This window comes from Pseudomonas sp. WS 5051, from assembly GCF_012985715.1.
Lineage (GTDB): Bacteria > Pseudomonadota > Gammaproteobacteria > Pseudomonadales > Pseudomonadaceae > Aquipseudomonas > Aquipseudomonas bubulae.
Genome location: NZ_JAAQWV010000020.1, coordinates 45,984 through 68,324, shown reverse-complemented (window position 1 = coordinate 68,324; position 22,341 = coordinate 45,984). Strand labels below are relative to the sequence as shown.

At 58.9% G+C, this 22,341-nt stretch carries 17 protein-coding genes and 1 pseudogene; 16 read left to right on the top strand and 2 right to left on the bottom strand.

Translation table 11 applies throughout. The annotated features are described in order from the left end of the window. The first annotated feature begins 165 nt into the window (after positions 1 to 165). The 3 genes and pseudogenes from HBN79_RS21900 to HBN79_RS21890 all read left to right on the top strand — a co-directional run bounded on the left by HBN79_RS21900 (position 166) and on the right by HBN79_RS21890 (position 2,254). Positions 166 to 682: pseudogene (locus tag HBN79_RS21900) on the top strand (ATP-binding protein). A 430-nt stretch (positions 683 to 1,112) separates the two neighbouring features. Next, a complete protein-coding gene (locus HBN79_RS21895; RefSeq protein ID WP_169917186.1) occupies positions 1,113 to 1,340 on the top strand; it encodes a hypothetical protein in 228 nt (75 codons plus the stop codon). A 245-nt stretch (positions 1,341 to 1,585) separates the two neighbouring features. Continuing rightward, positions 1,586 to 2,254, top strand: coding sequence for a DUF3313 domain-containing protein (locus tag HBN79_RS21890; protein WP_095002318.1), 669 nt, complete (start codon positions 1,586 to 1,588; stop codon positions 2,252 to 2,254). A gap of 72 nt (positions 2,255 to 2,326) precedes the next feature. Here HBN79_RS21890 and HBN79_RS21885 read toward each other — a convergent pair whose 3' ends face one another. After that, positions 2,327 to 2,533, bottom strand: coding sequence for a hypothetical protein (locus HBN79_RS21885; protein ID WP_095002319.1), 207 nt, complete (start codon positions 2,531 to 2,533; stop codon positions 2,327 to 2,329). 549 nt (positions 2,534 to 3,082) lie between these two features. Between HBN79_RS21885 and bcsQ the strand changes: the two genes are divergently transcribed. From bcsQ to HBN79_RS21835, 10 genes are all read left to right on the top strand, one after another. Beyond that, positions 3,083 to 4,162 carry a cellulose biosynthesis protein BcsQ gene (gene bcsQ / locus HBN79_RS21880; protein ID WP_169917185.1) on the top strand — a complete coding sequence of 360 codons (1,080 nt, stop codon included), beginning with the start codon at positions 3,083 to 3,085 and terminating at the stop codon, positions 4,160 to 4,162. Then, on the top strand, positions 4,159 to 6,381 hold the full coding sequence (gene bcsA, locus HBN79_RS21875; protein ID WP_169917184.1) for a UDP-forming cellulose synthase catalytic subunit: 2,223 nt from the start codon (positions 4,159 to 4,161) through the stop codon (positions 6,379 to 6,381). The genes bcsQ and bcsA overlap by 4 nt, the downstream gene beginning before the upstream one ends. Next, positions 6,381 to 8,648 (top strand): cellulose biosynthesis cyclic di-GMP-binding regulatory protein BcsB, encoded by a 2,268-nt coding sequence (gene bcsB, locus HBN79_RS21870; RefSeq protein WP_169917183.1) that lies wholly within the window; start codon positions 6,381 to 6,383, stop codon positions 8,646 to 8,648. Before bcsA ends, bcsB begins: the two co-directional genes overlap by 1 nt. 6 nt (positions 8,649 to 8,654) lie before the next feature. Continuing rightward, entirely contained in the window at positions 8,655 to 9,893 is a 1,239-nt protein-coding gene (gene bcsZ, locus HBN79_RS21865) for a cellulose synthase complex periplasmic endoglucanase BcsZ (RefSeq protein WP_095018810.1), read from the top strand. Continuing rightward, a complete protein-coding gene (locus HBN79_RS21860) occupies positions 9,869 to 13,789 on the top strand; it encodes a cellulose biosynthesis protein BcsC (RefSeq protein WP_169917182.1) in 3,921 nt (1,306 codons plus the stop codon). Before bcsZ ends, HBN79_RS21860 begins: the two co-directional genes overlap by 25 nt. Before the next feature lie 17 nt (positions 13,790 to 13,806). Beyond that, a complete protein-coding gene (locus tag HBN79_RS21855) occupies positions 13,807 to 14,475 on the top strand; it encodes an SGNH/GDSL hydrolase family protein (protein WP_095018812.1) in 669 nt (222 codons plus the stop codon). Further along, positions 14,472 to 15,134: an alginate O-acetyltransferase AlgF gene (locus tag HBN79_RS21850; RefSeq protein WP_130871697.1), complete on the top strand. Its 663-nt coding sequence runs from the start codon at positions 14,472 to 14,474 to the stop codon at positions 15,132 to 15,134. Before HBN79_RS21855 ends, HBN79_RS21850 begins: the two co-directional genes overlap by 4 nt. 18 nt (positions 15,135 to 15,152) lie before the next feature. Further along, positions 15,153 to 16,568: an MBOAT family O-acyltransferase gene (locus tag HBN79_RS21845; RefSeq protein WP_169917181.1), complete on the top strand. Its 1,416-nt coding sequence runs from the start codon at positions 15,153 to 15,155 to the stop codon at positions 16,566 to 16,568. Between the two features lie 11 nt (positions 16,569 to 16,579). After that, a complete protein-coding gene (locus tag HBN79_RS21840) occupies positions 16,580 to 17,716 on the top strand; it encodes a cell division protein FtsQ (RefSeq protein ID WP_169917180.1) in 1,137 nt (378 codons plus the stop codon). Positions 17,717 to 17,925: 209 nt separating this feature from the next. Beyond that, on the top strand, positions 17,926 to 18,756 hold the full coding sequence (locus HBN79_RS21835; RefSeq protein ID WP_169917179.1) for an AraC family transcriptional regulator: 831 nt from the start codon (positions 17,926 to 17,928) through the stop codon (positions 18,754 to 18,756). Here HBN79_RS21835 and HBN79_RS21830 read toward each other — a convergent pair. Further along, on the bottom strand, positions 18,753 to 19,340 hold the full coding sequence (locus HBN79_RS21830) for a LysE family translocator (RefSeq protein ID WP_095026980.1): 588 nt from the start codon (positions 19,338 to 19,340) through the stop codon (positions 18,753 to 18,755). The genes HBN79_RS21835 and HBN79_RS21830 overlap by 4 nt on opposite strands. 159 nt (positions 19,341 to 19,499) lie before the next feature. Between HBN79_RS21830 and HBN79_RS21825 the strand changes: the two genes are divergently transcribed. The 3 genes from HBN79_RS21825 (at position 19,500) to HBN79_RS21815 (ending at position 22,333) form a co-directional block, all read left to right on the top strand. Continuing rightward, positions 19,500 to 20,057: a helix-turn-helix domain-containing protein gene (locus HBN79_RS21825; RefSeq protein WP_169917178.1), complete on the top strand. Its 558-nt coding sequence runs from the start codon at positions 19,500 to 19,502 to the stop codon at positions 20,055 to 20,057. Between the two features lie 22 nt (positions 20,058 to 20,079). Next, positions 20,080 to 21,426: a glutamine synthetase family protein gene (locus HBN79_RS21820; RefSeq protein ID WP_095002330.1), complete on the top strand. Its 1,347-nt coding sequence runs from the start codon at positions 20,080 to 20,082 to the stop codon at positions 21,424 to 21,426. Between the two features lie 145 nt (positions 21,427 to 21,571). Beyond that, positions 21,572 to 22,333 carry a hypothetical protein gene (locus HBN79_RS21815; RefSeq protein WP_095002331.1) on the top strand — a complete coding sequence of 254 codons (762 nt, stop codon included), beginning with the start codon at positions 21,572 to 21,574 and terminating at the stop codon, positions 22,331 to 22,333. Positions 22,334 to 22,341 lie beyond the last annotated feature (8 nt).

Genomic DNA, 22,341 nt, shown 5'->3' with positions numbered 1-22,341 from the left:
TACGAGTCAGCTATTTATGACGCTCCCACCAGTACTCCGGATCTGCACCACCCAGAGGCCACGCTTCGGGTAGAGGCCACGCTATCGATTGAGTGGTAGTAGATGCTGAAGTGGCCCGGTTTCTGCGTATAACGGGCAGTCACCAGACCCATTCAAGGACATAAAATGCTTATTGTCTTCAGCGGCCTTCCAGGCACCGGAAAAACGACTATCTCAAGCGAGCTTGCCGGCAGAGCGGGTGCCGTCTACCTAAGGGTCGATACCATCGAACAGGCGATTCGAAACGCCGGCGTTCTTGCAAAAGAGGTGGGCAAGAGCGGTTACATGGTCGCCAATGAGCTTGCTCTGAGCAATCTTCGTTTTGGCCACACGGTTATAGTCGACTGTGTAAACCCGGTCGTTGAAAGCCGACAGGCATGGAGTGATATTGCTCAGCGTGCTGATGTGCCCTTGGTCAACATTCAGGTGATCTGTTCTGACAGGCGCGAGCACCAGCGTCGGGTGGAAACCAGGGAGGTCGATATTCCCGGGCTGACGCCCCCCAACCTGGCAGTCTGTTCTCGATCATGAATATGAGGCGTGGGGCACTGCTCCATTCAGCATCGACACGGCCTTGACTTCTAAGGCGCAGGCTGTGGCGCTGATCACTGAAACGCTTTTATCCAGGGCGCGTCTGCTCTGAAGGCGTTCAATGCGCCTCCCGGTTCTCCTGGAGCCGGTTATCTGTCCGCATCGGAGTGCGATCTGCCTGATGCTTGTCAGCTGCGCTTGTGCGCTGGCCGGCAGCCCCGGATCACACTCCGATGCGACCTCCCGTGAGGGATCGGGCAGTTAGCGACAGGCTGTCGTTGGCGCTGGTTGTTCGGTGCGGTTCTATACCTGTAATTGAAGCTTGATCAGGTCAACTTGCACTGCTTTTTGCAGATTTATTCACCGTCGGTTGTCATTCTGCTCCCCAATTAACCAACACCAAGCAGGCGTAAGTGGGTGGGTCAGGTAGGGCGTGTGCCCCAGTACGCAGTCTTTGCGAGGGCGGGAGCAGCCGCGGGTGTCGAGGAATCATTGGTCGTTTTTATTGTCATATTTATGACCTTTTCTTTCAGGACGCTCAAATGAAGCGCACAACCCTATTGATCCTGGCCGTCTCAGGCGCTTTTCTGCTGGGCGGCTGCGCGCCTGTCTGGTACGACGGGGGGCGGCATGGTCACGATCGAGGTTACGACTCGGGCCGTGGCTACGATCGCGGGCATGATGATCGGGGTTATGACCGCGACTACGATCGTCGCGACAATGATCGCCGTTATGACCGCAATCGCGATCGTGATGACAGGGACGACTGATCCTCTGGTGCTTTAACTGCGCAGCGTGTCATCCACGCTGCGCTTCAGGTTATTAACTGCTGGCTCAATCAATTCCCGCCATTTGTTTCACCTCTGCAATATCCCTGCTTCGCGGAAACAAACCGGACATCTGCCAGCAATTGCGTTCAGGCAAGCTGTGCGCAATTAGTCCCGCCGCGCTCGTTCTGGCACCCGGGGCTGATGAGAACCCTCCTGTAAAACATCGTCCCGGGAATTCCTGCTCCATGCGAACCAGTCTTTCGCTGCCGCTGCTGGCTGCCTTGTCCATTTTGCTTGCGGCCTGTGCCAGCAAGACCATCCCGCCCGAAGAGTTTTCGGGCTATCTGTCCGATTACAGCCAGTTGGCGCAAAAGCAGTTGCCTTCCGGGCAGGCCGTACTGTCCTGGGTAAGCCCTGATCTGGATATCAGCCATTACACCGGCGTCTATATCGAGCCAAGCCAGTTTTACCCGTGGGTGCTACCGACCGGGCGGGGGCCACAGTCCACGCTGTCGGCCGTAACCGGTTATTACGATGCTGCGCTCAAGCGCGAACTGGGCAAGGTCATGACGGTTGTCGCGGCCCCGGGCCCTGGCACGCTGATTGTCAGGCCGGCCATAGTCTCGCTCTCGGCTAGTACCCAGGGCCTGCGGTTTTATGAGTATTTGCCCGTGACCCTGCTCGCCGCTGGGGTCAGCACGGCGGTCGGGATGCGTGATCAGGACAGTGAAATCAGCACCGAGATCGCCGTGATCGATGCCGCTGACCAGCAGGTGGTCGCGCAAGTGGTGCGCAAGGGGACAGGGTTGGCGCTGGAAAATGATTCTCAGGTCATGACGCTGGATGATTTCAAGCTGGTGCTCGATGGCTGGGCGCTTGATATGCGCCGCGAATACTTGTCCAGCCGCCATTGAGAGCCGGTCAAGGGTTGGTCCGGGGCTCGCCGAAAGGCGGGCTTTTTTTTGTCTGCGATTTGTCTGGCTCCTTCACACGACTTCAAGTGCCGCCTGAATCTGATCGGCGTACTTGCTCAGGTTATTCATCTCTGTCTGTAACTGACCGGAGCTGGCTGAATTCAGCACCTTGGACTGGATCAAGGTCAAAGCAGCCGCGACGGCCAGTTCACGTTTGCCTTCCGGACTGGCAGCACCAAAGGGGGTATCGCCCCGGAGGTTTTTGAAGTGCTCAGACATGATGCTCTCCTTATCATTGCGGGTTTGAAACCTGTTACTACCGGTAACCGGTAATAACTAAAGTTTAGGGTAGGATTGATGGCGCGCATCGAAAAGGGCCTGAAAACAGCCTGGTAGACATGGTTGTGCCCGAAAGTACCGGCATGAATCTGAGGAACCGATCAGGGTGACCAGCGGTGCACCGTTAGTCGCTGCGTAACGTTCAACTTTGTTCATAATGGCGCGCTAATTGCTGTCTGTCGGTCCGTCAATGGATCACTCGTCTAATTGATGTGCATTTCCTGCGCATTTTCCGGTCTTTCCGGCCTTCGCGTATAAGCCTCGTCATTACAAAGGATTGGGTTGATTGGTTGAGAGCGACGCGAGCAGCGCCAAATAAAAATAGTCGTACTCGTCAATAAAATGGCGAATAGCCTGATTATTTGTGCTTGCAATTACGATATTAATCCAAATTTGTTCAATTTATTGACGATATCATTGTGATGGCTTATTTTGACGCCCTGTTGCTGGCCATGCGTCGTGAATACTCAGTCCGGAAGGAACCTACTTATGAGTCGTACAGACGACATATCGAACTTGTTCAGCAGGTTCGGCGCCACTTCGGACAGTTATCACGAGTTCGACAGTCAGTTCGAATACCCCAATACGCCGCCAGCTCAAGTTAAAGCCTCTGAGCCTGAAGAAGTCACGGCCCCGGTACTTGCTGCTCTGCCACCGGTTGCGCCAGTCTGCGTGGCATTGGCGAAAGCCGAAGATCCGGCACCGCTGATGAGCACTGCCGACGTTGCCATCCCGCTGCGTAATTTGCTCGCTGAAGTAGCGCTTGCTCGTCAGGCCGAAACCGAGGCCCTGCAGGCACAATTGCGCACGCCGCAGTGCAAGGCTCGTGTCGTGGTGCTGGTCTCGGCCAAGGGCGGCGTTGGCAAGACCACGCTGGCCGCCAGCCTGGCAAGCAGCCTGCGTCTGGAGGGTGGCAAGACCCTGGCCATCGACCTTGATCCGCAAAATGCCCTGCACCATCACCTCGGCGTTGAATCCGGCGTGACCGGCATCGGCAGCGCCTGCTGGAGCAGCAATCTGCAGCAGGGATTCAACGATGTACAAGTGCTGCCCTACGGCGTGTTGAGCGATGACCAGCGCTGTGCCCTGGAGCGCGAAATAAGCCAGGACCGCCACTGGCTGGCACGGCAACTGGAACGCATGGACCTTGGCACACATGACCTGGTGATTGTCGATACGCCCAGCGGCCGCTCGGCGTACCTGCAGCAGGCGCTGGATGTGGCCGATCAGGTGCTGGTGGTCACTGCTGCCGACGCGGCCAGCTTTATTGCCCTGGAGCATATGGACCGTCTGCTGGGAGCCAACGTTGCGCGCAGCTATGTGGTCAATCAATTTGAGCCCGGGCGCGAGTTTTCCCGCGACATGCTCGAAGTGCTCAAGCGCCGTCTGGGTGCGCAGTTGACGGGGGTAGTAGAGCAGGATCACGGTTTTGGCGAGGCCTTGGCTTACGGCCGCAACCCGTTGACGGTGCCCGTCCGGTCTGTAGGTGGTGAAGGGGTTTTACTGCTTGGCGAACACCTTAAGGCTGCTTTGCAGAACGCCCGTGTAACCGAGAACTCAGCTTCATGAGTCAGTCAAACAGCCCCCCCCAGGTTGCGCAAAGCCGGTTTCAGCGTTGGGCCCAGTCGCTGTCAGATCATCTTGATCAGTGGCCGGCTGCGGCACGCCGTGCGCTGCTTGCCGGTACCGCAGTGTTTTGCGGGCTTTTGGGCCTGCTGATCATTACCGTACCGTTCGAATTCTATGCGCAGTGCATCTTTGGCATCGGCTGCTTTGTTGCAGCATTGGTGCTGCGCAGGATACCCGGGCGCCTGACCATCCTGATCATGATCGGCCTGTCACTCACGGCCTCGTTGCGCTATATATACTGGCGCTTGACCGAAACCCTGGGGTTCGACGACTGGGTCGACATGGCGTTCGGTTATGGCCTGGTGCTGGCCGAAATCTATGCCCTGGTGGTGCTGGTGTTCGGCTACCTGCAAACGGCCTGGCCGCTGCGGCGCCAGCCGGTATTGCTCAAGGGCCCGCCAAGCGAATGGCCAGTGGTTGACGTGTTTATCCCGTCATACAACGAGACGCTCGATATCGTGAAGCTGACCATCTTTGCCGCTCAGGCAATTGACTGGCCACAGGACAAGCTGCGCGTGCATGTGCTCGATGACGGTCGCCGCGAAGACTTTCGCGAGTTCTGCGAGCAGATCAACGTCAACTACATCACCCGTGACAACAACCGTCATGCCAAGGCCGGTAACCTCAACGAAGCATTGCAGGTCACCAGTGGCGAGTTCGTAGCATTTTTCGATGCCGACCACGTGCCGACCCGCTCTTTCTTGCAAGTGAGCATTGGCTGGTTCCTCAAAGACCCCAAGCTGGCGATGTTGCAAACGCCGCACTTTTTCTTTTCGCCCGACCCATTCGAAAAAAATCTCGACACCTTCCGTTCGGTGCCCAACGAAGGCGAGTTGTTTTATGGTCTGGTGCAAGACGGCAACGACCTGTGGAACGCCACGTTTTTCTGTGGCTCTTGCGCAGTGATCCGTCGCAAGCCGCTGATGGAAGTCGGCGGGGTGGCGGTCGAAACTGTGACCGAAGATGCCCATACCGCGCTCAAGCTCAACCGCGCCGGCTACAACACTGCTTATCTGGCGATACCGCAGGCAGCGGGTCTGGCCACGGAAAGCCTTTCACGCCACATTAGCCAGCGTATTCGCTGGGCGCGGGGTATGGCGCAGATTTTTCGCACCGACAATCCGCTGTTCGGCAAGGGCCTGAACCTGGGCCAGCGCCTGTGCTACCTCAACGCAATGCTGCATTTCTTCTATGGTTTGCCGCGCTTGGTGTTTTTGACGGCGCCGCTGGCTTTTCTGTTTTTTGATGCGCAAATCTTTCATGCCTCGGGCTTGATGATTGCCGCCTATGCATTGCCGCATATTTTTCATGCCAGCCTCACCAACTCCAGCATTCAGGGGCAATACCGGCATTCGTTCTGGAACGAGGTCTACGAGACAGTACTGGCCTGGTACATCATGGCCCCGGTGCTGGTGGCGCTGGTCAACCCCAAGTTCGGTGGTTTCAACGTGACCGACAAGGGCGGGATCATTGACGAGAAGTACTTCGACTGGAAGCTCGCCCGTCCATATATCGTGCTGCTGACCCTTAACATGGCAGGGATGGCGTACGGGATCGCGCGGCTGGCAATGGGTGAGGAGGGCGCCACGACCACGCTGTTGATCAACCTGTTGTGGACGCTCTACAACGTGATCATCACCAGTGCCGCCGTGGCAGTGGCCAGTGAAACCCGGCAGGTTCGTGCCGAGCCGCGGGTTGCTGCCACATTACCGGTGCGCCTGGTCCGTGCCGATGGCAGTGTGATAGACGGCGTTACCCAGGACTTTTCGCAAAAAGGCATGGGCTTGCGTTTGCCACAGGGCGTCAGCGTACCTCAAGGCGAGCAGGTGCAGATTTCGCTATTGCGCAGCCAGCACTTGAGCCTGTTCCCGGCTGTGATTGTATTCAGTCGCGGTGAATTGCTCGGCGTTCAATTTGAAGCTCTGACTCTGCGCCAGCAAAGTGATCTGGTACGTCTCACCTTTTCCCGTGCCGACACTTGGGCATCGACCTGGGGTAGCGGGCAGGTTGATACCCCGCTGGTGGCCCTGCGCGGAGTCAGCCGAATTGGTTTTCGCGGTATCCAAGAACTCTTCAAAGCCTCGCTCATGGAAGTGCGCAGCTTGCTGCGCCGTCGCCGCGTCGCCCCATCAAAGCTAGAAAACATCCAGGATAAGTGATGAATTCAACGTCTTCAGTCTTCGCCAATTTGCGCGATCCGCGTCGTGCCCTGGCACGCATTGCGTGTGCCTTGCTGGCTTTGAACAGCGGCGCTGCCTGCGCCGAGAGCGCTCCAGCCGTTGCTGCAACCGGTAGCAATAATTACACCGTGACCCTCAAACAGTTGGGCCGCAATTATCCGATGAACCTGCGGGGTGTGGAATCGAGCGACAGTGTCAGTTTCGATGTGCGGGCCGACTCGATTGTGACGGGTGCCAAGTTGAACTTGCAGTACACCTACTCGCCGGCATTGCTGGAAGAGCTGTCGCAAATCAACGTCATCATCAACGATGAAGTGGCGGCAAGCCTGCCGTTGCCCAAGGACAAAGCCGGGCAACTGCAACAGCATGTCGTCGACATACCGGCGCACCTGATTACCGAGTTCAACCGTCTGAGTTTGCAGTTTATCGGGCACTACACCATGAGTTGCGAAGATCCGCAGCACACCAGCCTGTGGGCCAAGATCAGCAACGCCACCAGCTTGAGCATTGATGTATCGCCCTTGGGTTTACCCAATGATCTGTCCATCTTGCCGTTGCCATTTTTCGATCGTCGCGATACCCGGGCCCTGGATTTGCCGTTTGTGTTCGTCTCTGCGCCTGACAACGCCACGCTCGAAGCAGCCGGTGCACTGTCGTCGTGGTTTAGCGCCCAAGCCAGTTTTCGGGGTGCACGGTTTTCCTCGAGTTACAACCAGATTCCCGCCAGCGGCAGTGCGGTGGTTTTGATCAGTGGTCCGGATGCGCTGCAGATTGGCAGTATTAGTCTACCGCCAGCGAAGGGCCCGACCCTGACCTTGATGACCAATCCGAATGACGTCAATGCCAAGCTGCTGGTGGTCAGCGGTCGCGACGGTGCCGAACTCAAGAGTGCCGCAACTGCTTTGGTACTGGGCAGCCAGGCCTTGTCGGGCAGCAGCGTGGTGATCGATCGATTGCAGGTGGTGCAGCCCCGCAAGCCCTATGACGCGCCGAACTGGTTGCCCAGTGATCGCCCGGTAAAGATTGGTGAGTTGATGCAGGCCAAGCAACTGGCGGTGTCCGGCTACAACCCGGGTGACATCACCGTGCCGTTGAATTTTCCGCCGGATTTGTTTACCTGGCGTAACGAAGGCGCGCCGCTGAATCTTAAATACCGCTATACGCCGCAAGAGAAGTCCTACAATTCGTCGTTCATTATCAGTTTTAATGACGCGCTGATTCAGTCGCAGAACCTGCTGTCCCGGGACAGGCTCGACAGCAGTGTGCTCAGAACACTGAAGTCAGACGACAGCCTTGACCGCGAAACCAATGTGTTGCTGCCCCTGAACTCGGTGGCCCTGCAGTCCCGCCTGCAGTTGCGCTATATGTTCGATTACATCAAGCAGGGCCAATGTAACGACATCATCATTGACAATATGCGCGGTGCGATTGATCCCGAGTCGACCCTTGATTTGAGCGGCTACGACCACTTTATCGCCATGCCCAACCTGGGCGTGTTCAAGGATTCCGGCTTTCCGTTTACCCGTATGGCTGACCTGTCGCAAACCGCCGTGGTGTTGCCGGATGATGCCGGGGTTGCTGATTTGAATGCCTACCTCACACTGCTCGGCCGATTTGGCCAGTCCACCGGCTACCCGGCTACTGGCGTACAGGTGATTCAGGCGGATCAGGTGGCGGGCGCTGCGGACAAGGACTTGCTGGTGCTGGCGTCCGGTGCCAATCAGCCTTTGCTGACACATTGGGCCGATCGCCTGCCCGCTAACGATGGCGAAGGCCAGCAGAGCTTTCATTTATCTGACTTGCCGATGCGGCTACGTGACTGGTTTAGCCCCGATCCTGAAGCCAATATTCGCAAGACGCGGTTGGCGATGGCGTTTTCCGGTGGCGCGCGTAGCACTTACCTGACCGGTTTCGAATCGCCGCTTAAAAAAGGGCGCAGTGTTGTGGTTATTGCCAGTGGTCAACCGCAAGGTCTGGCCGATGCCACAAATGCACTGATCGGAGGTGAGGATTACACCCATTCGATCCAGGGCAGTCTGGTGGTGGTACGCGGTAAAAACATCGAGCCTCTGGTGGCGGACGAGCAGTACTACGTTGGCAGCCTGGGGCCTATCAAGTACCTGCAATGGTTGATGTCGCGCCATGTGGTCCTGTCCCTGCTGCTGACCGGTCTGGGGGTGATTTTGCTCAGTGGTCTGGCTTATCTGGCACTGCGCGCACGCGCCAACAAACGACTAGGTAACTGACGGCTCATGGGGTTCTTCGCGATCAAACGTTTTAATTCCTCACCGCGGCGCCTGCATCGTGCGCTGCTGTGGTTGGCAGGCGCTCTGGCAGGTATCGCCCTGACCCCCGCGATGGCCAAGGACACCAGGTGCCAAAAAGCCGACTGGCCGCTGTGGCAAGCCTACGCTTCGCGCTTTGTACAGGCTGACGGCCGTATGCTGGAGTCCAGCCCACAGCTCAACCAAAGCTCTTCCGAAGGTCAGTCCTACGGGATGTTATTTGCATTGATCGGCAATGATCAGGCGCGCTTTGACAGGTTATGGCAATGGACCCTGGCCAATATGGCTGGCGCCGACGTGAGCACGCGTTTGCCAGGCTGGTTGTGGGGGCAGGGCAAGGACGGGACGTGGCAATTGCAGGACGCCAATTCAGCGTCCGACTCGGACTTGTGGATTGCCTATTCGTTGCTCGAAGCGGCACGTCTGTGGCAGCGCCCTGACTACCGCGAGGCAGCCTTGCATCTGCTTGAAAACATCCAGAGCCAACTGGTCGTGAGCTTGCCCGGTCTGGGCAAAATGGTGTTGCCCGGGCCTCAAGGCTTTGTGCAACCCGATCATCTGTGGCGCTTGAATCCCAGCTATCTGCCGCTGCCGTTGCTGCGGCGGCTGGCCATGCAGGCACCGGCCGGGCCGTGGAAAGAAATTGCCGAAAACACCGTGAAAATGGTCAAGGCTTCCAGCCCCAAAGGCTATGTTGCCGACTGGATCGGCTATCGTGCCACCGGGCCGAACAGCGGTCTGTTCGTGGTCGATCCGGTTAATGGCGAACTGGGCAGTTACGACGCGATTCGCGTTTACCTGTGGGCAGGCATGACGCCCAAATCCGATGTGTTGGCAGCACCGTTGCTGGCGCGACTGGAGGGTATGGCGAACAGCACGGCTTCCACCGGCATTCCACCGGAAAAGGTCCAGGTCAGGAGCGGTACGCTAGAGGGGCAGGGGCCGTTCGGCTTCTCCGCCGCGCTGATTCCTTACTTCCAGGCCAAAGGCCAGCCCTGGCTTGCCCAAGCTCAGCAGCGTCGAACCGAGCTAGCCCTCACGAAGGCGCTGGGGCAGGCCGATGGCGAACGTACCGAGCCTTTGTATTACAACGTCATGCTTAGCCTGTTCGCACTCGGCTGGGCAGAAAACCGCTTTCAGTTTCGTGATGACGGAACACTCAAACTGTCTTGGGAGACGTCATGCGTCCGCACCGCCACGCACTAGCTATCGGGATTCTAACCGCAGTCATCGGCACAGCCGTCCACGCCGATACCAGCGACGTGCAAGCGCGGCTGGTCGAACAGGGTCAGTACTGGCAAGGCCGCGCCAATGCACAACGGGCGGCCGAGGCCTGGGAAAAAGTCTTGCGTCTGGACCCCAATCAAGTGGATGCCCTTTATGGTATGGGCTTTGCCAGCCTCAAACAGAACAAGCCCGAGCAAGCCAGGCAATACCTGGAGCGTTTGCAGGCCCTGTCGCCCCGACCGTGGCTGGCGGCGCAACTGGAACAGGATATTGCCCTGACTGAGACGCAGAACAAAGCACTGCTGGATGAGGCCCGACGTCTGGTCGATAGCGATCAGCGAGATGAGGCGACTCAGGTGTTTGCCAAACTGTTTGCCGGTCGCACACCGTCAGGTACGGTGGGACGTGAGTATTACAACAACCTGGCGTTCAATCCTGCAGGTTGGCCAGAAGCGCGAAAAGGCATGGAGCGCTTGCTGCGCGAGACGCCCAACGACTCGACTCTGGCGCTGTTTCTGGCCAAGCAACTGATTCGTTACGAAGACAGTCGCCCTGAAGGTATCCGTAATCTGGCCAAGCTATCGACCCGGCCCGACATCGGCGGTGACGCTGATGAAAGCTGGCGTCTGGCGCTGGTCTGGTCCGGTCCGCCGAGTGCTGCCCAGGTGCCGTTGTTCGAAGCCTTTTTAAAGGCTCATCCAGATGATCAGGAAATTCGTGACCTGCTGAACAAAGGTAAATTGAAAGCCAGCACTGCAGACCGTGTACCGGCCTGGCAACCTGATCCGCTGGTCGAGCGTGGGCTCAAGGCGTTGGATAAAGGTGATCAGGCGGGTGCCGAGCAAGCCTTTGCCGCACGCTTGAAAAACAAGGCGAATGATCCTGATGCTTTGGGTGGGCTCGGTGTGGTGCGTCAGCAACAGGACCGTCTGAGCGAAGCTGAGCAACTTTTGAACCGCGCTATCGGCAACGGCGGCTCGCGCTGGAAGCCGGCGCTGGATAACGTGCGCTACTGGGCTTTGCTGCAACAGGCGCGCAACCAGGCCAAGAGCCAGCCCGCCAAGGCCCGGGAAAGCATTGCCCAGGCAATGCGAGTGAACCCCAGGGGCATCGAGGCACGTTTGGCCCTCGCGGATATTCAGGCTCAGAACGGTCAGCTCGATGAGGCTCAAGCCAGTTACCGTCAGGTGCTGAGTGTGCAGAAGGACAATGCTCAGGCCGTACAAGGGCTGGTCAATGTTCTGTCGCAAGCGGGGCAGGCCGATGAGGCCTTGCGCCTGCTAGATACCCTGACCCCGGCCCAGCAGGCCGAAATGGACGGTGGCGGTCGACTGCGTGCGCTGCGCTACACGCAGGCTGCGGCATTGGCCGAGCAGCGTGGCGATACCCGGGGCGCACAACAAGCTTTGGTGCAAGCGGTCAAAGATGACCCGGACAACGTCTGGACCCGTTTTGATCTCGCCCGCCTTTACCTGAAAACCGGTGAGCCGCAAAAAGCCCGCGTTCTGATCGACAGCTACCTCAAAGCCCATCCGACAGATGTTGACGCCCTCTATACCAGTGCTCTGCTCTCAGTGGAAATGGAGCAGTGGGACGCTGCCCAGGCTGCCATAAGCCGGATTCCAGTGGGTCGTCGCACCGCAGATATGAACGATTTGGCGGATCAGATCACGCTGACGGTGCAGGTCAAGCTCGCTGCCACCATGGCCAAGCGTGGCCAGCGTCAGGAAGCCCTGGCACTGCTCGACCGGTTGCAACCGATGGCGAGCCGCAGTCCGGATCGTATGGCAACGCTGGCCTCGGCTTATGTGGACACAGGAGATTCCACGCGAGCGTTGACCATGATGCGCGATGTGATCAACCAGACACCGACACCTTCCGCCGACTTGATGTTGCAGTACGCCAATCTGCTGCTCAAGACGGGTAATGATGCCCAGGTCAACTCGATCCTGCGCGGCCTGCAAAACCAGCGAATGAGCGTTGCCACACGCAAACGTTTCGACGACCTGCTGTATCAGTACCGCATTCGTCAGGCCGATCTGCTGCGTGAAGGCGGTGACCTGGCGGGCGCTTATGACACTCTGGCACCGGCGCTGGCATCGCGGCCTGGGGACGCCGGTGCGACTTCGGCGCTGGCGCGGATGTACGTCAGCAGCGGCAATAACGCCAAGGCGTTTGAGCTGTACAAGCCTTTGCTGCAACGTCAGCCCAACGATCCGCAAATCCTCCTCAATGCCGCGGACGCTGCGGTTCTGGCCCGAGATAACGGCTACGCCGAGCGTGCGCTGGAGCAGTTTGTGAAACTGCAAAACTACGACCCGCAGTCTTTGACCGAAGCGGCACGAATCTACCGCAGCATGGGCAAGAGCGCTCAGGCTGCGCACCTGTTGCGCAAGGCCGTGGACATCGAGCAAACCGAGAAAAAACGCAACCTTACGGCTCAGGCCGGCGTATCTGGCGTTGCGCCGAACCCGTTCGCCGGCTTGTCGGGCCCAGCCAATCAGATGGGGCGTGGGGCCATCGATGCGATTCCCGCGCCCGCCCAAACCACGCTCGATTCGAGCGCTTATATGGCAGACGACAATGCGCTGTTGGCCAGCGATGTCTACCCGGGGCAACCCCTGCCTTCCAGGACAGGCAATGGCACCTTGCCGGTGGGACGTAATGCTGGTGCCGGGGCTAATCCATTTTTACCCCAAGGCACGGTCAATGTGGCGGTGGACCAAGCCAGTTCGGCCCAGCGTGCGCTGGACAGTATCCTCCAGGAGCGCAGTGCCTACGTGACCCAGGGCGTCACTATTCGCAACAACGACAGTGAGCCTGGCCTTGGCAAAATGACCGATATCGAAACACCGCTGGAAATTAACTTTCCGGCGGGTGACAACCGTATCGCCGTACGTGTGACACCGGTGTCCCTGAATGCGGGTAGGGTGGGTGTTTATGCCGCCGAACGCTTTGGTAGTGGCAAAGAGTCAACCGAGGGGATTGGCGCCCAGCGTGAGAGTGGTGTCGGTGTGAGCGTTGGCTACGCTCGCCCGGATGAAGGCATCAAGGCCGACCTCGGTACCACGCCGATCGGCTTTCAATACAGCACCGTGGCCGGTGGCGTGAGTGTCGATCGCCCGCTCGCCAGCAATTCCAATGTGCGTTATGGCGTCAATGTTTCACGCCGCCCGGTGATCGACAGCGTAACGTCATTCGCCGGTACCACTGATGAGCGCACCGGGCAGACGTGGGGTGGCGTAACGGCTAACGGCGGCCGTGGTCAGCTGAGCTATGACAACCAGGCTGTCGGCGCCTATGGCTACGGCGCCTGGCACAAGCTGCTGGGTCATAACGTCGAATCCAACAGCCGTGCCGAACTGGGCGGTGGAGTGTATTGGTATTTGCAAAACACCGAGGACAGCAAGCTGACACTGGGTCTGAGCGCTACCGGCATGAGTTTTGAGAACAACCAGAACTTCTTTACCTATGGCCACGGCGGCTACTTCAGCCCGCAAAGCTACTTTGCCCTGGGCGTGCCGGTGGCCTGGTCGCAGCGCACCGATCGCTTCAGCTACCAGGTCAAGGGCTCGGTGGGCGTTCAGTACACCCATCAGGCCGGTGCCGACTACTTCCCCGGTGACAAGGACATGCAGGCCACCAACGACCAGCGCTACTCCGGCGAGAGCAAGACTGGCGTCGGTTACAGCCTGGCCGCTGCCGGTGAGTACAAGTTCGGGTCGAGCGTTTTCCTGGGGGCCAATTTGGGTCTGGATAATGCTCAGGACTACCAGCAAATCACCGGGGCGATGTACCTGCGCTATATGTTTGAAAATATGAATGGCCCTATGGAGCTGCCGGTCAGCCCATACAGTTCGCCTTATTCCAATTGATGTCCTGGAGACTTTAAATGCCTTCTTCCGTTCTTGCCGGTATGACCCTTCTTGTTCTAGGGGAAAGCCACATGAGCCTGCCTAACTGTTTGATGGAGCCGCTGCACGCCAACCTGACCCAGCAGGGCGCAAATGTGCACTCGATTGGCGCGTGCGGTGCCAGTGCCGGCGATTGGTTGATTACCAAAAAAGTCGATTGTGGAGCCGAAGAAAAGGGTAACGGTAAAATTGTGATCAGGGGGCGTGACGCGACCACTACGCCGATCAAGGAGTTGCTTGCAGCGGATAAACCGGATCTGGTGGTGCTGGTGATTGCAGACACTATGGCCTCTTACGACAAGCCGGTGTTTCCCAAGGCGTGGGCGTGGCAAAACGTGTCTGCCCTGGCCAAGGAAATTACCGCCAATGGCGCCAAGTGCGCCTGGGTAGGCCCGGCGTGGGGCAAGGAAGGTGGCATGTACAAGAAGAACGATGCCCGCACCAAGCTGATATCTGCGTTCCTGGCGACCAATGTTGCACCTTGTACTTACATCGATTCGCTGGAGTTTTCCAAGCCGGGGCAGTGGGTGACCACTGACGGCCAGCATTTTACTGTAGCGGGTTACAAATCCTGGGCCAACGCCATCGGTGATGCATTGGGCAAGCTGCCCCCTGAAGCGGTCAGTGCCAAGGGTGCAAACAAGTGATCCGAGCTGTATTGAGCACGGCAGTGTTGTTTTGCAGCGCGCATGCGCTGGCTGCCGACGTTGCGCTGTACCCCACTGGCCCCGATCAGGACGCCGCCTTTATCCGCTTCGTCAACGCCACCGCTGCCCCTCTGGACGTAATGGGCCAGCCCGGGCAACCACCGTTGCGCCTTGAAACGGCAGCGCCTGCTTCATTGTTGTTCCCGGTGGATTCGGGCAAGGCCGTCAAGGGCTCGCTGGCCAGTGGTGCGCACCGGTTGGCCCTGGACCTCAAGGTCGAGCCCGGTGAGTTCGCGACCATTGTGGTGGTGCCGCAAGGCGACGGGATCGAACAAGTCGCGGTGCGCGAAACACCGGATGACTTCAACGGCCTCAAGGCTTCACTGGCGTTCGTCAATGTCGACGAGTCCTGCAGCGATGCCAGCCTGCGTCCCGCGGGGCGCACGGGCGATCTGTTCAAGGCAGTACCGGTGGCCAGCCTGCAGCGACGTTCGATCAACCCGGTGAACCTGTCGGTACAACTGGTGTGCGCCAATACCAACGTGGGGGCGCCGCTGGATCTGGGCATGCTCAAGGCGGGCGAGCGCTACAGCGTATTGCTGGTGCCTTCTGTCAGCGGGCCGCGCCTGTTGAGCACCACGGATACTCTGTCCCACTGATCGGATTGCACCGCCACCATGGTCTTCGCCTCACTCGAGTTCCTGACGCTGTTTTTACCGGCCTTTATGCTGGTCTACGCCCTGGGCAAGCCGCAGTGGCGCAACGTGATTCTGTTGATCGGCAGCTGGCTGTTCTATGGCTGGTTGAACCCGATGTTCCTCGCGTTGCATGTGGCATTGACGGTCGTGGCATGGCTTGGCGGGTTGCTCATCGATCGCAGTCGTGAGGACTCCCGGGGCAGGGTGCGGCTGTTGATCGCGCTGATCGTGTTCAACACGGCGGTGCTGTGCTGGTACAAGTACGCCAATATCCTGGCCGCAACCTGGATCGACTGGATCACGTATCCGGGGGCGATGCCGCTGGAATGGCAGCGGGTGGCGCTGCCCGCCGGGCTTTCGTTTATCGTGCTGCAGGCGATTTCCTATCTGGTGGATGTACATCGCCACACCGTGCCGGTGGAGCGCAGCTTCATCAATTACGCCACCTATATCTCGATGTTCGGCCACTCGATTGCGGGGCCGATCATTCGTTATGACTGGGTGCGTCGCGAACTCACCCAACGTTATTTCGACTGGCAGAATTTCTCCCTGGGTGCGCGCCGTTTCATGATCGGCATGTGCATGAAAGTGCTGGTTGCCGACACCCTGTCGCCGCTGGTGGATGTTGCGTTTCACCTCGACAACCCCTCTTTTGTCGACGCCTGGATCGGCTGCCTGGCCTACTCGCTGCAACTGTTTTTCGACTTTGCAGGCTATAGCGCCATGGCCATTGGCCTGGGCCTGATGCTGGGTTTTCATTTCCCGGAAAACTTCAACCAGCCGTATCTGGCCTGCAGCATTCAGGACTTCTGGCGGCGCTGGCACATGTCGTTGTCCAGCTGGCTGCGGGACTATCTTTATATCGCCCTGGGCGGCAACCGCAACGGTGCCTGGAAAACCTATCGCAACCTGTTCCTGACCATGGCCATTGCGGGGCTGTGGCATGGCGGTGACAGCTGGAACTACCTGCTATGGGGCGCGGCCCACGGTATTGCGCTGTGTGTGGACCGGTTGTGGTCGCGTTCCAGCCTGCCGAGCATTCCGTCATGGTTGTCACATACATTGACGCTGCTGTTTGTGTTTATGGCCTGGACCTTGTTCCGCGCTCAGGATTTTGCTTCGGCCCTGAATATGTACGCCGGTCAGTTGGGTTGGCACGAGTTTGCCCTGGGCGACGCGCTGGCCGTGACCCTGCGCTCGGCTCACGGCCTGGCGGCATTGCTGGGGGTGGCGTGCATCATCGCGCCGCTGTTCAAGCGCCGGTATGAAGAGCGTTTTGGTGCGCAATTCTGGTTTGCGCCGATGGCGGCGCTGTGGCCAGTCGCGGGTTTTCTGCTGTCGTTCGCCTTGATAGCGAGCCGTGAAGCGGTGCCCTTTCTGTACTTCCAGTTCTAATGGTCGCGCCCATGTCCTCGTCATCGCCCAAACCGGCTGTAGCCACTGAATTCACTGCCAGTGTGAGCAGATTTGGCGGCGCAGTGTTTGTGCTGTTTCTGGCGGCGAGCTTTGCCTCGTCCCTGTGGTTGTTTGCCAGCGGCAAAATACAGATGCTTGCCCCTGACCTGAGCCGTGATGCGGTGCTGCATGGCGAGGTGACCCACAGAATTGCCAAGCAGTTGTCCGAGTCCGGCGTTGCACAAAAGGCGGCCGATCTGGAGCGTGGCGCCAGCTGGTTGCTGTTCCACGACACCGGCGCGCGGGTGCGTCCGGGCTGTACGGGCTGGCTGTTTTTGACCGATGAAATGCGTATCAACCGTCATGCTCAGGTTAATGCTCAAACCAAGGCTGCAGCGGTGCGCGATATCCAGCAGCAACTGGCCAGACGGGGTATTGAACTGCTGGTGGCCGTGGTGCCGGACAAGAGCCGGATTGCCAGTGCGCAACTCTGTGATTTACGCCGCCCGGTGCAGTTGCAACATCGCGCCGAAGCCTGGGTTGAGGGATTGAACAAGGCAGGGGTGAGCGCTGTGGATCTCGCGCCAGTTCTTCAGTCTGTGGGCAGCGATGCCTATCTGCGCACTGATACCCACTGGAGTGAAGCCGGGGCCTCGGCGGCGGCCATGGCCATTGCCGTGCAGGTACAGGCAATGGGGATCAGCGCCACGCCGCACAAGCTTTATGAAATTGCCCGGCAAGACCCGGCGCGTCGCCCGGGAGATCTGGTGCGACTGGCCGGTCTTGAATGGTTGCCAGTGGGGTTGCAACCCGCAGTAGAATCGGTGGCGGCCAGCCGGTTCAGTGAGAAAGCCGATTTATCCCAAAGGGATGCTGACAACCTGGATGATCTGTTTGGCGATGACAACCTGCCCAACGTTGCTTTGATTGGCACTTCGTTTTCGCGTAACTCCAACTTTGCCGGTTTTTTGCAGCAGGCCTTGGGTGCGCCTATAGGTGACTTTTCCAAGGACGGTGGCGAGTTCTCCGGTGGTGCCAATGGCTACTTCAGCAACCCTGCATTCGTGCAGACACCGCCAAAACTGGTGATCTGGGAAATCCCCGAGCGTGATTTGCAGACGCCTTACAGCGAGCCAATAAAACTGTAACCCGTAGCAGCTGCCGCAGGAACGAGGCTGCGTCCGGCGACGCAGTCGCCGCAAAATCAGGCACTGCGGTGTGCCAGGTAAACCCGACTCGCAGGGTTAACGGTCGCTTCGCAACCGAACGCAGCCTCGTTCCTGCGGCAGTTGCTACGGACGGTCAGCCAAGGTGCTAGTCTGGTGATCAGACACCTGCCCATCACGGTCACGCTACCATGCCCGCAAGCCCGTCAACACACTGCGCTACACCCCGGTTCTGGCGGGACGCGCAGTTGCCCTTTATCGAAGCGCGCTCCATCGCCGATGGCCGTAAGGTCTGCTATGCCCGACACTCCCACGAGATTTTCTCCATCGGCGCCATCACCTCCGGCTGCTGCACTTACCTGCATGAGAAAACCAGTCACGGTATCAGCGCCGGCACGGTGGTGTTGATGAACCCGGGAGATGTCCACGCCTGTAATCCGCTGGACGACCAGCCATGGTCCTATGTGATGCTGTATGTCGATGCGCAGTGGCTGGCAGGCATTCAACAGGCCTTTGACGATCAGGCCAGCAGGGTGTTCCAGCCCCTGGCGGCCACCCACACCCGCTCGCCGGGGTTGTTCAATGGCCTGACCGCCCTGTATGCGCAGCTGGTCGACCCGCACCTCGAGGGGCTGGCCAAGCACGAGTCGGCGGTCAAGTTCTTTTCAGCGATGCAACAGGAACTGGGCGGCCCGCTGGTGCTTCGCAAGAGCGCCAATGCACGGGTGGAGCGCGCCGCCAAATTTATCGACGAGCGTTTCCTGCACACCATTCGCCTGCAGGATATCTGTGCCGCCGCCAGCCTGTCGGAGGCTTACCTGATCCGTGCCTTCGAGCAGCGTTACCATATGACGCCCCACGCCTATCTGATCAATCGGCGCATTCAACATGCCCAGGCGCAACTGCGCGAAGGGGCGTTGATCGCCGATATCGCCCAGCAAACCGGTTTTGCCGATCAGGCGCATTTCCAGCGGGTGTTCAAAAAACACCTCGCGGCCACGCCCGGGCAGTACAAGGGCTAAAACCACAGCAAGGACACCGCGCAGCCCACCAGCATGGCCGCCATGCCGCGATTGAACAGGCGGATGCGCCGGGTGCTGTGCAGGTAACGGCTCAGAAAGGCGCCGGTGTAGGCCCAGCAAGCCACTGACAGGTAGCAGACTACAAAGTAGATCAGTGCAAATGCCCAGATCAGCGTGGCTTCGCCCCCCGAAACAAACGCGCCCATACCTGCAACCGCCGCCAGCCAGGCTTTGGGGTTGAGCCATTGCATGGCGGCGCCGGTAAAAAACGATGGCTGCCGGGCGTCCCCGCCAAACTCGATGCGGCCGTTATCCATCGCCAGTTTCCAGGCCAGGTACAACAAAAATGCCATGCCGGCCCAGCGGATCAGGTCGGTGAGGATCGGCCACTGCTTGAGCACTTCATGCAGGCCAAAACCGGTAAACAGCAGCAACACCACAAAACCGACGGTGGCCCCCAGCACATGGCGCAGACTGGGCCCCAGGCCGAACTGCATACCCGAACTCAGGGCCACCACATTCACCGGCCCCGGTGAGATGGAGGCTGCCAGGGCGAACGCCGCCATTGAAATCAGCACGCTCATCGTTATTGTTCTCCGCTCCAAGGTTGAGCCCTGAGGTTATGGGGCGCGGACCCAAGCGTATTGAACAAAACTCCCCTGTACGGAGGCACCTTGCGTTTATGAAATTTAATCTGTATTTTTTCATGAAAATAAATGATTTAAATTTCATGGCGGCCCGGGATGAACAAGCAAGAAGAGATGGCCGCCCTGGCCATCCTTATCCACGACCTGCGCAAGCACAAGAAGTACACGCTCAAGGAACTGGCCGATAAAATTGGCCGCTCCGTGGGTTTTTTGTCCCAGGTCGAGCGCGGCCTGTCCCAGCCCACGGTGGCCGACCTGACGGCCATCAGTGAAACCCTGGGTGTGCCCACCACCTATTTCTACAGTTTGCCCAAGCCCAAGCAGTTGCTCTGGGTGACCCGCCCGGACGAGCGACGCACGCTGTACCTGGGCAACGGCATCACCGATATCCTGGTCTCGCCACAAATCCGTGCGTCGTTCTCCATGCTCGAAAGCCTGCTGGAAGCCGGCGCCAGCAGCGGCGAACGGCTTATGACCGACAGCTCGGAGCAGGGCGGCTATGTCATTGAAGGGCAATTGACCCTGTGGCTGGGCGACGACGCTGAGCCTGCCACCCTCAATGCCGGTGACAGTTTCCAGTTCGACAGCCATACGCGCTGTCGCTACGCCAACCTGACACAGCAGCTTGCCCGCGTGCTGTGGGTTTACACCTGATAACAACAAAGGAACCTTGAAGATGGATGCTGCCTGCTCTGATCTGCTGGCCGAAGTGCGTGCGTTTCGTCAGCGCAACCCCGAGGTGCGTTATGTCGACCTGATCTCCCTGGATATCCCCGGGCATTTCTACGGCAAGCGTTACCCCATCGACATGCTGGAAAAAGTCGCGGCCGGCAGCGTCCTGAAACTGCCGCAGAACTGTGTGTTGCTAGGGGTGCAGGGCGGATTGTTCAAGATAGGCGACTATTGTTTCAACGATGGCGACCCGGATGCCGTGCGACGTCTGGTACCGGGCACGCTCAAGCCGGTGACCTGGGAAGACAAGCCCCTGGGCCAGATGCTGATCACTTCTGACGGCACTGAACAGCCGATCGTCTTTGAGCCCCGCGAAGTCCTGGCCCGGGTGCTGGCCCGGCTGGCGCGCAAAGGCATTCGCCCGGTGGTGGCGTTCGAGCTGGAGTTCTACCTGTTCGACAAGAAGCTGCGCGATGGCTTGCCGCAGTTCCCCCGTGATCACTTGAGCGATGATGCCGACGATCAGCCCACTATGCATATCGAGCGGTTGTCGCGCTTTGCCCCGGTGCTGGATGACATGGTCGATGCGGCCCAGGCCCAAGGGATTGATGCCACCGTGATTACGGCCGAGCTGGGCCCGGGGCAGTTCGAAATCAATTTCGCTCACCTCGATGACGGTTTGCGTGCCGCGGACTGGGCGGCGCTGTTCTGTCGCAGCACCCGCGGGGTGGCGCTCAAGCATGGCTATCGCGCCAGCTTTATGGCCAAACCCTACCTGGAGCACCCGGGCAGCGGCATGCATGTGCATGTCAGTCTGTACGACGCGGGCGGCAACAACTTGCTGGCGGCCAACCAGCAGCAGCCCTTGCGCCACGCTATCGGCGGTTGCCTGGAATTACTGCCGGCGTGCATGCCGATATTTGCACCTAACCACAATGCTTTTCGCCGCCTGGGCGGTACGACCAATATCGCCACCCAGGCCAGTTGGGGGTATGAGGACCGCGATGCGTGCTTGCGTATCCCGGAATCGGACAGTAAAAACCTGCGGGTCGAGTATCGCCTTGCGGGCGCTGATGCCAATCCGTATCTGGTATTGGCGGCGATTCTGGTGGGGCTCGAACACGGGCTGGAAGCGGGCAAGGAGCCGATCCTGCCCCTGAACGAAGACCGCAGCAGCGGCATCGCCTTCCCGCTGGACATGCTTGAGGCCGTGCGCGCCATGCAGCACCAGCCGCAGCTGCGTGAAGGGCTGGGCGGCGAATTTGTCGATGTGTACTGCGAGAACAAGCGCCAGGATCATCTGGCCTTTATGCAGGAAATCAGTGCCCGGGAATATCGCTGGTTTATGTAAAAACCCATACAAGAGTTTTTGATCGCAACAATGCCTACCCCTGACAGCAGGTTTTCAGGTGAGAGCTGCTATACCTAATGATCAAATCAGATGCTGGTCAGTCAGGGCGATGAAAAATACAACGTTGAATAGAGCTGCAACGGCTTTGCCGCTGTTGCTGTTCGTGCAGGTGGCACATGCTGATCAGCCTGCGGACTCACAATGGTTATTGCTGGCCAGCCCCTTTGTCTGGGCGCCCTCCATGAGCGGGCAGGCGGCGCTTGGCGGGGTCAATACCAAGGTTGATGTTCCGTTTGCGGATGTCTGGGAAAACCTGAGCACGGTATTTATGGGCAATCTGGAATTGACCAATCGCACACTGGGTTTTTATATCGACGGCGTCCACGCTAAAACCGATCAATCCGAACGGGTGTACGGGCGCAAGGTGGGCCTGGCGATCACCCAGAGCACCCTGGCTGTCGGCACCTATTACCGGGCCTATGAGTATGAGTTGGGTGGTCAAACGATTTTTGGCGAGCCGCGCACCTGGCGTGTCGAACCTACGATCGGTGTGCGCTGGACCAAGCTGTCAACCAAGCTGGACATTGACTCGCTGGGGTTCAGCACCAAGAAAAAAACCGAGTGGACCGACCCGTTCGTAGGGCTGCGCATGCAGGCTGACCTGACCGACCGCTGGACACTGTCCGGTGAAACCGACACCGGCGGGCTGGATACCTCCTCAAAGAAAACCTGGAACGCCCAGGGCTACCTGGGTTATCGCATGTACCTGGCCGATCACCCCACGATCATCCGCGTCGGCTATCGGGTTCTGGCGCAAAATTACCGCACCACCGACTTTACCGGCAACAAGTTCAAGTACGACGTGACCCAGCGCGGCCCGGTACTGGGCCTGTCCATGCGCTTCTGACAAGTACC

Coding starts and splice junctions, on each gene's coding strand:
- HBN79_RS21825 (WP_169917178.1), top strand. CDS start 19,500: ATGAACAAGCAAGAAGAGATGGCCGCCCTGGCCATCCTTATCCACGAC.
- HBN79_RS21835 (WP_169917179.1), top strand. CDS start 17,926: ATGCCCGCAAGCCCGTCAACACACTGCGCTACACCCCGGTTCTGGCGG.
- HBN79_RS21830 (WP_095026980.1), bottom strand. CDS start 19,340: ATGAGCGTGCTGATTTCAATGGCGGCGTTCGCCCTGGCAGCCTCCATC.
- bcsQ (WP_169917185.1), top strand. CDS start 3,083: ATGAGTCGTACAGACGACATATCGAACTTGTTCAGCAGGTTCGGCGCC.
- HBN79_RS21855 (WP_095018812.1), top strand. CDS start 13,807: ATGCCTTCTTCCGTTCTTGCCGGTATGACCCTTCTTGTTCTAGGGGAA.
- HBN79_RS21820 (WP_095002330.1), top strand. CDS start 20,080: ATGGATGCTGCCTGCTCTGATCTGCTGGCCGAAGTGCGTGCGTTTCGT.
- HBN79_RS21860 (WP_169917182.1), top strand. CDS start 9,869: ATGCGTCCGCACCGCCACGCACTAGCTATCGGGATTCTAACCGCAGTC.
- HBN79_RS21840 (WP_169917180.1), top strand. CDS start 16,580: ATGTCCTCGTCATCGCCCAAACCGGCTGTAGCCACTGAATTCACTGCC.
- HBN79_RS21845 (WP_169917181.1), top strand. CDS start 15,153: ATGGTCTTCGCCTCACTCGAGTTCCTGACGCTGTTTTTACCGGCCTTT.
- bcsB (WP_169917183.1), top strand. CDS start 6,381: ATGAATTCAACGTCTTCAGTCTTCGCCAATTTGCGCGATCCGCGTCGT.
- bcsZ (WP_095018810.1), top strand. CDS start 8,655: ATGGGGTTCTTCGCGATCAAACGTTTTAATTCCTCACCGCGGCGCCTG.
- HBN79_RS21885 (WP_095002319.1), bottom strand. CDS start 2,533: ATGTCTGAGCACTTCAAAAACCTCCGGGGCGATACCCCCTTTGGTGCT.
- HBN79_RS21890 (WP_095002318.1), top strand. CDS start 1,586: ATGCGAACCAGTCTTTCGCTGCCGCTGCTGGCTGCCTTGTCCATTTTG.
- HBN79_RS21895 (WP_169917186.1), top strand. CDS start 1,113: ATGAAGCGCACAACCCTATTGATCCTGGCCGTCTCAGGCGCTTTTCTG.
- bcsA (WP_169917184.1), top strand. CDS start 4,159: ATGAGTCAGTCAAACAGCCCCCCCCAGGTTGCGCAAAGCCGGTTTCAG.